The sequence below is a fragment of the Prosthecobacter sp. genome, assembly GCF_044373815.1.
In the GTDB taxonomy this organism is placed as follows: Bacteria; Verrucomicrobiota; Verrucomicrobiia; order Verrucomicrobiales; family Verrucomicrobiaceae; genus Prosthecobacter.
The window spans coordinates 1-9,624 of sequence record NZ_JBIPNG010000244.1; the positions used below are offsets into that span (position 1 = coordinate 1).

The following is a 9,624-nucleotide window of genomic DNA, read 5'->3' on the forward strand; positions in this document are numbered from 1 at the left end:
CTCATGTGTGAGTGTGATGCATGGCCGGTTAACGCACAGGCGCAAGGGATGGCCGCGAAAATGAGGCAAAAATTTTCAGCGCATCCCCTGGGCCGTGCCGGATGTGACACCGCACGCCAAAGCCCCCATGGAGCGCGGAATTGCCTCGCTTCGCTCCCCCCCTTCGGGCAGCCTGCGGCTCGCTACCTCCGCCAGCGATGGGCGTTCCGCGAGCACCCAGCGCCGATGGAGCGCGGACCTCCGAGTCCGCAGCACTCCGCCAAAACGCACAGCCCCGCTGCGTCCCTTCCGCCATCGCTCTCTCCACCCAAGATGCTCGTGCTTGCCACGTTTGGCATGAAGCGCTGCCCGCTGAGTGCGATCGACCTGCTGCGGGCTCGGAGGCCCGCGCTCCCAGGGCGCTGCGGTACTCGGCGCCATATCCGGCATTGCCGATGGGATGAAAGTGCAAAACACTCTCCCCCGGCAGCAAGTTCACAGCCTGAAGCAGGTTCACACCCTGCAGGAGGTTCACAGCCTGCGGCAGGTTCACAGGCTCAGGGGTGGGTGGGGCAATGGGGGTGAGTTTCCATTCCCACCGGTGGTGGGTTCAACGGGATCATACAGATTACCCGTTGGGTTTTAGGATCACCCATTGGGTCTGGGTTCAGGCTCACAGGCTCACTACCTATATATAGGTAGTGAGCCTGTGAGCCTGAGCCCCTAAGAGGCTCATGAGCCTGCTTTGAGCCTCGTTTGAGCCTGAGCCTGGCTCATCAGGTGCGCAGGTAGCACGCGGTGGAGCCCGGTTTGATCAACCCGATGGACAGCCACTGTTTGATGCGGCGTTTGGCGGTCGCTGCAGAGATGTGGCCCACATCCATGAGGCGCTGCTTCATCTCCCCATACGCCATCTCCCCCACATGCCCGGCAAACACGGCCTGGCATTCGGGCTGCTCATTCTGCCGCGCGGTCTCGGTGCGGCTTTCCTTCGTCTCCGGCTCCACGGTCATGTGCATGCCGTCGGGGGTGGACCACGCGAAGCGCAGGGCGTCATCCCGCGAAATGCAGGCGTGGCGGCAGCGCTCGGAGAAGAGCATGGAGGCACCGCTTTTGCCGTCTTTGGCGATGCGGAGATTGCTCTCCGCCTTGCGCTCGAGCTGGCTGCCGAGGTGGCCGCGTGTCTTCCCCGTTTCCAGGCCGGAGGGGTTCTCATGCAGCACAAGGATGATGGGGCAGGCGTAGGTGATCGCCAACTGCGCGAGGTGCTCCACCAAGGTGAAGGCTTCGATGTCGTCATTCGGGCTTTTGCACAAATCGGCCACACCATCGATGAACACGCTGTGGATGCCGCCGCAATCCTGCTGGGCGCGCTGCATTTCCGCAGCGAGGAAGGCGCGGCGTCGCTCCGTGGAAACGTCTGCCAGCGAGTAGCCGCGAAAGCAGGCGGGCATGCCGGAGACGCCCGCACGCTGCGCGGAGCGCTGCACGAGGCTCCACGCATCATAAGGCGACTGCTCGGTGTCGAACAGCACCACGGCGCGCCCGGCATGCGCGGCGGCGGTGAAGCCGAGGAGATCCTGCTCCGGCTCCCAGTCGGGGATTTCGTCATCGTCGTCCTCCGCCTTCGGTGCGTCGGCGGCCAGGATGCTGGAGATCATCGCGCCCACCACGGCGCTCTTGCCGCCCTTCGCCTGCGCGGAGATGACGGTGAGGTTTCCCGCTGTGGAGATTTGCTGGGAGAGCAGCGAGAAAACCGGCACGGGCTGCGGCGGCGGCTGCTCCAGGTGGATGCGGCGTGCGTCCAGATCCGTGAAATCCACCGCGCTCCCTGTGGCGGCGGGACCGGTGATGGTGATGGCGATCTCCCCGCCAGGCGGGGCGGTGCTCAGGGTGCTGGCGCTGCCGGAGCAGTCCACCACGGTGTAGTTCGCGGGATCGCTGACGAGGGCGGCCAGGGCCTCAGCCCCCAGGGCATTGTGGTAGCTGCGGAGGTCTTTCATGAGCGTTTGAAGTGAAGGATTCGTACCTGGCTGGCATGCGGGCGCAGCAGGGCGGTGGTGCGCTCGGCGGCGGCGGCCCCGGCGGCATCTATGTCAAAGAAGAGGCTCACCTCGCAGCCTGCAAACAGCCGCGCCCACTCCTCACGGAATGAAGTGCCCGGACTGGCCACCATGGCGATACCATCTTCTGGTTTGATTCGGTTTAATAAAGCATCCGCCAGGGCGATGAGGTCAGACTCCCCCTCCGTGATGTAGTAGTGCCTCACACCGGGGCGCGCGCTGGCGCAGGTGTGGCGCCAGGGCTCCGTGGCGCGGCCGCAGGCCCAGGCAAAGCGCACGGCGGCCTCCTTCCCCCAGGGCTCGCGGATCTTGATCCCCTGCGGGTAGATGTAGCCGATGCGGTCCGGCAGGCAGGGCGAGCCACCGATCCTGATGCGCGGGAAGAAACCCAGCGCCCCGCCCTCCTGCAGCGCCAGGCAGCGGATCGTCTCCACCCCCACGCCAAACTCGTCCGCCATGACCATCTGCGTTTCCAGGCAGCAGGAGGCCCTGAGACGCGCCGTGCGTACCGTCTCCGCAAAGTCCGGCGGCAGCACCGGCGGCGAGGGCTCACGCCGCTGCTGTCGTGGCGGCGGAAACGCACCCGGCGGCCCGCGGCGGGGTTTTTCCTTCTCATCCCCCGCCAGGTGCTCGATGCGGCGCGCGTGCTCGCGGTCGCCCTGAAAGGCGGCGCAGGCAAAGCAGCCGTTGGCAAAGATGACGAGGTTGTCCCCCGCCCTGTCCCGGTCCAGTTCAGCGCAGACCGGGCAGCGGGCGAAGGTCCGGGAGCCGCGCTGCCGGACCTTTTCCAAACGATCAAGCTTGAGTTTCATAGTCGTGGTGGGCTTGGGGTTTCTCAGCGTGTGGCGACTCCCTGCTCGTGGTGCTTCAGCGCCGCCATCACCTGCGGCGGGTCAAAGCGGCACACCCGCCCGATCTTGACCAAGGGAATGATCCCGTCCCGCGCCCAGTTCCCCAGGCAGCGCCGCGAGACATTGAGCCTCTGCGCCATCTGCTCCGGCGTGAGCCACCCGCCCTCCGAGGCCGCTGCGGAGCCGGAGAATGAGGGGGCGGCAGAAGCGCCAGAGCCGGGCCCAGACGCGCCCGAAGAGGCCGCGCAGACCGTAATGGCCGAACCGGAATGCGACGCGTCAGACCCAGCGCCAAACGCAAGCACAGAGCCGTGAGAGGAGGCTGCAGAGACTGCGGATGCCGAAGCAGAGGAGGAGTCGATGCCCTTGCCGGGGTGGCCGGAGGAGGCGTCGCTGGCGGAGCCGATGCCGGGCACAGGCGCGGTGGAGGAGGTGGAAGAGAAGCTTTCGGATTTAGGCAGATTCATAGCAGTAAGTGGTAATAAATGGTATTTGTTTGGCATGGTTCGGCCTGGGGATGCGCAGAGACGCAGGATGCGTGGCAGAGGCATGGGCTCAGGCCCTCGGAAACAACCGGCACCGCCCGCACCGGCCCGGCATCCGCCAGAGTGCAAGCACCCCATGGAACGCCCGGCCCGGCTGCTGTGCCGGCCTGCATGGTGCGAGACTCAGAGTTCTTCACTGCCTCCCTCGCTGTCCCCCTCCCGGCCCGCCGCGTTCTTCACACCGGCCACCCGAAGGATGAGAACAAGACTTGGGCCCGATTTTTCAAAGTCAACCCGAATCTGCAACTTTGTGTTACTTTATACCACGTTAGGGTGCGTGAGGGAGGCGTGGATCGACGGGCAGAATAAGCCGCACCCGAAAAGAGGCACAAAACCACAGGCCTCTGCGCACAAACCGACGTTTTTGTTACCTTTGCGCCATAGGCTGACAAAGCCGTCGGCTATAAAGGCGTTGAGACAAAAGCCAGCAATACTGTTCACCATCCACTTGTCAGGCCAACAACAGAGACGCTCGTCATGATTCGATCACTTACCGTCGCGCGATTCGCGGTCACCTTTTTCCTCGCCTGTCTGACGCTGGGATGCACTGCCCCAGGCCGCAAGTCCATTGGGCCTGCGAAACACGCCGGGCAGACGACTCTCTGGAAGCGGTCGTTTCTATCCGGGTTGTCCGTGACGCTGATCGATGACCGTCGTGTCGAGTATTTCAGTTTTGCCAGCAACGGGATGGTAGCCGTCACCTACGGTTCCATACGCAAGAAGGGGAATCAGACCATTACATCACTTTGCGGACCCCTGGATTATTGGAAACTGGTAGACGGAATCCTCGAAATCAGAGATTGCGACGGAAAGCTCTACGAGCGGCTGACCCTTGTCTCACTCGACAAGGAACACTTGGTGGTGATACGGCAGGACGGCACACAAGCCACCTACAAAGTTCATTCTAACACAAACAAGAACTGACAAAACGGATGCAGGCAACGGATCGTATGGCATCTGTCGTGGCCCGCTACAAAGGCGTTGGGACAAAAGCCCACAAAACTGTTCACCATCCACATGTCAGGCAGCATTACTCGCTCATGAGTTCTCACGCTTTATTCGTCGAGGCAGTTCGCGCGGCAGACATCTTGCCTGCGGTGATCCGTGCGCACGCTGACGAGGTCACGGGTTTGGAGAAGACGCGCTTCGACGAGTCATACATCGAGTTCCTCGACGAGCAGATTCGTTTGAGTCCACGCGGCCCGGAGTGGACTGAGATACTCAAGAGGCGTCGCGCTGCATTGCTTCCGTTCTGTGGCATCACGCTCTTGTGTGGCATCGTGCGGGTTGCCGATGCTGGTTTCATCGTTCGAGTCCACCCACAGACCAGAGCCGTCATTCATTGGGAGGATTATGAGTTTGACCATGCCGCCTAACCATGCACTGCAGCGAACCCAGCCATCGCGTCACTGTTGCAATCCATCGGTCCCGTGGGCCGGGTCGCTGAGCATGGGTCGTTAGGCCGCACATCACGCTTATGTCACAAGCAGCATCACAATGGGCAGCGTTCGCTAGAGAGGTTGCAGCACACCGCCGCCTCTGGACCGTCGAAGATGATGTGGGTTATCCAGCACCTTTGACATCCAGCGGAGCGAGGGCGCAGCCATTTTGGTCGAGCTTGCCACGGGTCGAGCGCATCATCAGCACTGTCCCGGCATACTCCGTGTTCAGACCGTGTGAGGTAAGTTGGGAGGAGTTTCGTGACCGCTGGATTCCAGATTTCGTCAAGGACGGCACGAAGATTGGCGTGAATTGGAGCGGCCCGCGTGCGACTGGTTACGACATTGACCCAGCAGACTTTCAGACCCGAGTTGAGTATGAGATTAGTCAGCTTCCAACCGGTACAGCCTAACCATACGCCGCAGCTAACCCGGCCATCGCGTCGTGCTTGCAAATCCTCCCGTACCGGAAAGCGCGTCAGTCGTAGGATGGGTGTGGCGCAAGCCCGCCCGTCCGTGAGCGTACTGCAAACACCCAGGCGTACGATCGTCCTCGCAGTCGGGCGGTTTGGCGAAGGGGGCTGCACGGCACAAGAAACCTCGGCGCGCCAAACACACCCAACCTACCTCCCGGAAGGCGCACCGCGCCGTTCCCAAGTGGCGGAGGCGACGGGAGTGGACACATTCATCGAGTTCATGAGTCACAGTGGCTGCGACAACCTTCGAGACCTTTGCGGCCACTACAATCAGAGGGCATCAGTCACTCAACTCTTCTTCGCAGTTTTGGCAGCCTTCCGAGAAGAGAGGGCGCTGGCAGCTAAAGACCTGGCGACATTGGCGCCACCACGAGGGGCAAGGATCCTGCCCGCTATGCTTTTAGTCGCGACTTTGGAAGGATTGGCGGCTTTAATCGCTGAACTTGCAGCAGCCACTGTTCCCCTGTCTTCGAGTCCGTACGAGATGAACACTTTGCCGATGCGAGAAGATTCATCTGAAGTGAGCGCGGTGCCACGTGTGATCTTGCTGCTGAGGGTCTGCACACTCAGGCCCGCTGCCTTGGCAATGGCAGAGACATTGATCAATGGCTGCAACGCCTGGACGCGGGCGAGCGTGGTGTCCAGAGCGGGCAGAGTCTTGCCGTCTTCCTCCATCACACGGAGGATCTCGACTGCGGCGGCTCTGACTTCCTTGACGGCCTTCTCCGGGGTCTCGCCGGTGGCCACGCAGTAGCGCAGCGCAGGCACGCGGGCGACGTAAGCTTCATCCTCGGGGCTCCATGCCACGGTGATTTGATAGGGCATTTTGTCTTTCATAGTCGGTATCGGTTGAGGGATAAGGGCAAGGTTAAGAAAATGGGCCGTCTGTTTACTTGGGCAGATCGGCGAGGGCTTGGCGGATGATCTTGATGTAGATAGGTTTGATGCCCTTGCCATGAGCTGCAAGGGTCACGGCATCTCTCAGCCCGGGATGTGTGAAGACGCGGTGAGAGCTGCCCGTGTTGCGTTTCGTGAAGCCATGCAGAGTGAGCAGCATCTCCGCATCAGTGAGCGTCCAGCCTTTGTCGGAGGCGACGTTGGAAAGTTTGGCGAGGAGTTTGCTCTTGCTGCTCATGCGTAAATATTTACGCATGGATAGCCGGAGGGCGCAACCCTGTTTGCGTCAATTTTTATGCAAATCACCCCTTCACTCCGCCGCCTTGGCACCTTCCTTGGTGCTCTGCCGACGGAACATGCCGAGGGCCTCGAAGGGGACGGAGACGCCTTCGCGGAGGACGAGGCTGCTGAGTTTGGCGGCATTGGTGAGGACGCTTTTCGCGGCTCCGATCAAACCTAGGGGGGCGACTTTGATGTCGTCAAAGGGGCCTTTCACCTGCATCTCCATGAACACGACGCTGATGGGCGAGATGATCACTCCCACCACGCCGCGTATGTTGGCGCGGCCATGGCCATCCACGGTGCGCTTGTTCAGATCCACGGTGCCACGGGCGGTGACGACGATGGACTGCCCGAGCACCTTCATGGGCTCCACCATGGCGACGCCGTTTTTCATGATGAATGTGGTGCGCACCTCCCCGGTGTCACGGGCGCTCTCGCGGTTGAGGATTTTGGGGAATAGCTGATAGGCCTGATCCAGCAGGGGCACGTGCACGATGGGCGCATCGATGAGGTCCAGCGTGCCGCTGCCGGTGGAGTTGCTGGGGTCATCGCCAATGACTCCGCGATAGGTGAGCGTCATCTGCGCATCTTCCAGCTTCGTGCTGAGCTTGCCCACCCAGGGCGTGAGGGTGTTGAGGTGCAGGGACTGCAGCGCGACATTGGCATCGCTGAGTTTTTTGCCATCATAAGTGGCGGTGAGCGCGAAGCTGCCGCCGAGCATGCGGCCTTTCAAACCCTTGAAATGCCAGGCGCGGTGATTGTAGGATACCTTTCCCTGGAGGCGCTCAATGACGAGCGGATGCTCGCGCACGGTGACCACGAGGTCGGCGGCTTTGCGGATCTGCATGGAGCCGAGCGTCCACTCCGGCGGACGGGCCCCGGAATTGAAAACGAAGTCTTCCGCGATGATGTCTGGAAAGGTGGTGACCTTGACATCCTTCGGCAGCCCGGCCGCGAGCACGGGGATGTTGAGCGCGAGCTCCAGGAGATTCGCGGCGCCGCTGAGGTGGGAGATGGTCAGCGTGTCGAACTTGCCCACGCGCTGGCCTTTGAAGGTGTCCTTGCGCCCGGCGGTGTCGATGAGCGTGCCGGAGAGCAGCAGGGGCTGATCCTGCCAGCCTGCGAGGGTGGCGTCCACGGCAGCGGTGCCTTTATCGAAGGCGATCTTGGAGGTGAGCTTCAGATCTGACTGGGAGATCTGCGCATCCACCTCAACCTCCTTCATGGGCAAACCGTGCAGCTCCAGCTTGGCGCCGCTGCCGTGCAGGCTGGCGGTCCACTGCGCAGCGTCGGGCCGCAGATCCACCGTGAAGCTGCCGGTGATGCCGAAGGTGCCGCCGCCGGGTTTGAAACTCAGCATGTCCATCACGGAGCGCACGGGCTTCAGGCTCAGCTTGAAGGCCTCCTCATTCTGCGGGGTGGCGGGGGTGCTGCGCGTGGCGGTGATGATCTGCCCAGTCACGGCGATGGAGACCGGCCCATTCACGGTGTCGAGCCGGGCGATCTCGATTTTGTCATCCTGCACGGAGAGGTCGGTGGTGAAGTGCTGAAAGCTCACCGCCCCGGCCGGATCATGCAGCGTGAGGGTGCCGTCCGTGATGTGCCAGCGCGTGACGGCGGTGCGTGATTTCCACACTTCCCGCCACAGGATGTCCACCTGCAGGGCGCTTATTTCGATCAAAGGTTCATTGTCCGGCAGACCGCGCAGGGCAGCGTTGTTCAGCGTGACCCCGCCGAAGAGAGACCATGATTCGCTGCTGCTGGTGAGGTTCAGCCCCTGCTCCGTCAAACGCCGGCGCAGGGTGGACTGCGCGGTGCTGACCAGCCAGTGGTAAGCGCCGAACAAGACGACAACAACCACCGCCATGGCGATGAGCGCCAGGCGGAGCCTGTGGTGGGGAGGATGGACTTTGGCGGGAGACATCGTGAGGGTGGCGGGCGGCCCTGAGAGGAGTTGCGGCCCGGGCTGAGGCAGAGGTTCAGTGCAGCGTCTCTCGTCACTGGTATCGCTGCGGGTGGCGGGGGCGGTTCTGTCATTCGCAGGAGGTGCCCGGCCATGAGCTTTTCGCGGCGGCAGACATGGCGATTTCAAAGACTCGTTTCCGAAAAGGAACGGCCTTTGTTTCATCAGAGACCCTGACGAGGCATGGGGTTCTTTGGAGTGCGGCTGCGAAGCGAGGAACGAGCCTAGCTGCCGCTTTCGAACGTCTCGTGGTGGGCGAGGGCTGACGGGCCTGCGAACATCCCACGGCTGCCGCTTTCGGATATCCCATGGCATGCGTGCATCAACCGGCACGTCGAAAGCGGTAGCTGCGTTCGTTCCTCACTGCGCAACCGCAGTCCAAAGGGGGGGCTGCGCGGCTCGGATGCGGATGCGGATTCGCGCACAGCCATTCATCGCAGCACCGCCGTAAGCTAGGCATGAAACCCACTGTGCTTCGTTGGCTGCCTCTGCTCACCATCACCTTCAGCCTGCTCTGCGGGCTATCCCTGCCCGCTGCGGCTGCTGACAAGAAAACGGCGAAGGCGAAAGCTGCGGACAAACCCGCTGCCACCGCTGAAAGCGAAAAGGCCACGCCCACCATTCCCACTGATCATGAAGCGGCGACGCGGCTGCAGGTGTTCCTTGATCGCGCGAACTTCGGACCGGGAAAGATCGACGGGCGTTTCGGCGGCTTTTCAGAGAAGGCGCTGGGCTTGTACCGTGAGGCGCACAGCCTCCCTCCCCTGCCTGCCGCACCCGCTCCCGCCAAGGTGGAAGGCCAGGCCGAGAAGACCCACCCGCTGCCGGATCTCTCCGACATGGACCTGGCCAGCGTGAAGGCCGTCTTCATCGACTACGTGGTGACGGAGGCCGACGCCAAAGCCGCCGACAAGCTGCCGCAGGAAGTGCCGGAGATGGCGAAGCTAAAATGGCTGCCGTATGCGAATGCAGCGGAGGCGGTGGCGGAGAAATTTCACGTGGACGTCGATTACCTCAAGGAGCTGAACCCCGGCAAGCTGGAAGCCCTTAAGGCCGGGGACACGCTGAAGGTGCCTAATGAGGAGCCCTTTGAAATCAGCGGCGTGAAAGCGCTGCCTCTGCTGGATCA

At 62.3% G+C, this 9,624-nt stretch carries 9 protein-coding genes and 1 pseudogene; 4 read left to right on the plus strand and 6 right to left on the minus strand.

Features of this window, described 5'->3' with window-relative positions; genetic code table 11:
* Positions 1-755 precede the first annotated feature (755 nt).
* The 3 genes from ACIREA_RS18700 to ACIREA_RS18710 are packed head-to-tail and all read right to left on the minus strand — an operon-like array spanning position 756 to position 3,360.
* Positions 756-1,982, minus strand: coding sequence for a hypothetical protein (locus ACIREA_RS18700; RefSeq protein WP_397383854.1), 1,227 nt, complete (start codon positions 1,980-1,982; stop codon positions 756-758).
* Entirely contained in the window at positions 1,979-2,854 is an 876-nt protein-coding gene (locus ACIREA_RS18705; RefSeq protein ID WP_397383855.1) for a toprim domain-containing protein, read from the minus strand. The genes ACIREA_RS18700 and ACIREA_RS18705 overlap by 4 nt, the downstream gene beginning before the upstream one ends.
* A 23-nt stretch (positions 2,855-2,877) precedes the next feature.
* Positions 2,878-3,360, minus strand: a complete 483-nt coding sequence (locus ACIREA_RS18710; protein ID WP_397383856.1) for a helix-turn-helix domain-containing protein — start codon at positions 3,358-3,360, stop codon at positions 2,878-2,880.
* A 555-nt stretch (positions 3,361-3,915) separates the two neighbouring features.
* On the opposite strand from ACIREA_RS18710, the gene ACIREA_RS18715 reads away from it, so the two are divergent.
* From ACIREA_RS18715 to ACIREA_RS18725, 3 genes are all read left to right on the plus strand, one after another.
* Entirely contained in the window at positions 3,916-4,362 is a 447-nt protein-coding gene (locus ACIREA_RS18715) for a hypothetical protein (RefSeq protein ID WP_397383857.1), read from the plus strand.
* 116 nt (positions 4,363-4,478) lie between these two features.
* A complete protein-coding gene (locus ACIREA_RS18720) occupies positions 4,479-4,814 on the plus strand; it encodes a hypothetical protein (protein ID WP_397383858.1) in 336 nt (111 codons plus the stop codon).
* Positions 4,815-4,915: 101 nt separating this feature from the next.
* Entirely contained in the window at positions 4,916-5,290 is a 375-nt protein-coding gene (locus ACIREA_RS18725; RefSeq protein WP_397383859.1) for a DUF2750 domain-containing protein, read from the plus strand.
* Positions 5,291-5,641: 351 nt separating this feature from the next.
* Here ACIREA_RS18725 and ACIREA_RS18730 read toward each other — a convergent pair whose 3' ends face one another.
* From ACIREA_RS18730 to ACIREA_RS18740, 3 genes are all read right to left on the minus strand, one after another.
* Positions 5,642-6,178, minus strand: a complete 537-nt coding sequence (locus ACIREA_RS18730) for a type II toxin-antitoxin system HicB family antitoxin (RefSeq protein ID WP_397383860.1) — start codon at positions 6,176-6,178, stop codon at positions 5,642-5,644.
* A 64-nt stretch (positions 6,179-6,242) separates the two neighbouring features.
* Positions 6,243-6,488 carry a type II toxin-antitoxin system HicA family toxin gene (locus tag ACIREA_RS18735; RefSeq protein ID WP_397383861.1) on the minus strand — a complete coding sequence of 82 codons (246 nt, stop codon included), beginning with the start codon at positions 6,486-6,488 and terminating at the stop codon, positions 6,243-6,245.
* Positions 6,489-6,560: 72 nt separating this feature from the next.
* On the minus strand, positions 6,561-8,456 hold the full coding sequence (locus ACIREA_RS18740; RefSeq protein ID WP_397383862.1) for an AsmA-like C-terminal region-containing protein: 1,896 nt from the start codon (positions 8,454-8,456) through the stop codon (positions 6,561-6,563).
* Between the two features lie 497 nt (positions 8,457-8,953).
* On the opposite strand from ACIREA_RS18740, the pseudogene ACIREA_RS18745 reads away from it, so the two are divergent.
* Positions 8,954-9,624: pseudogene (locus ACIREA_RS18745) on the plus strand (hypothetical protein); the annotation flags it as partial.

What these genes read in the sequence shown, in the direction of transcription:
- ACIREA_RS18700 (WP_397383854.1), bottom strand. Translation starts at nt 1,982, where the DNA reads ATGAAAGACCTCCGCAGCTACCACAATGCCCTGGGGGCTGAGGCCCTG.
- ACIREA_RS18705 (WP_397383855.1), bottom strand. Translation starts at nt 2,854, where the DNA reads ATGAAACTCAAGCTTGATCGTTTGGAAAAGGTCCGGCAGCGCGGCTCC.
- ACIREA_RS18710 (WP_397383856.1), bottom strand. Translation starts at nt 3,360, where the DNA reads ATGAATCTGCCTAAATCCGAAAGCTTCTCTTCCACCTCCTCCACCGCG.
- ACIREA_RS18715 (WP_397383857.1), top strand. Translation starts at nt 3,916, where the DNA reads ATGATTCGATCACTTACCGTCGCGCGATTCGCGGTCACCTTTTTCCTC.
- ACIREA_RS18720 (WP_397383858.1), top strand. Translation starts at nt 4,479, where the DNA reads ATGAGTTCTCACGCTTTATTCGTCGAGGCAGTTCGCGCGGCAGACATC.
- ACIREA_RS18725 (WP_397383859.1), top strand. Translation starts at nt 4,916, where the DNA reads ATGTCACAAGCAGCATCACAATGGGCAGCGTTCGCTAGAGAGGTTGCA.
- ACIREA_RS18730 (WP_397383860.1), bottom strand. Translation starts at nt 6,178, where the DNA reads ATGCCCTATCAAATCACCGTGGCATGGAGCCCCGAGGATGAAGCTTAC.
- ACIREA_RS18735 (WP_397383861.1), bottom strand. Translation starts at nt 6,488, where the DNA reads ATGAGCAGCAAGAGCAAACTCCTCGCCAAACTTTCCAACGTCGCCTCC.
- ACIREA_RS18740 (WP_397383862.1), bottom strand. Translation starts at nt 8,456, where the DNA reads ATGTCTCCCGCCAAAGTCCATCCTCCCCACCACAGGCTCCGCCTGGCG.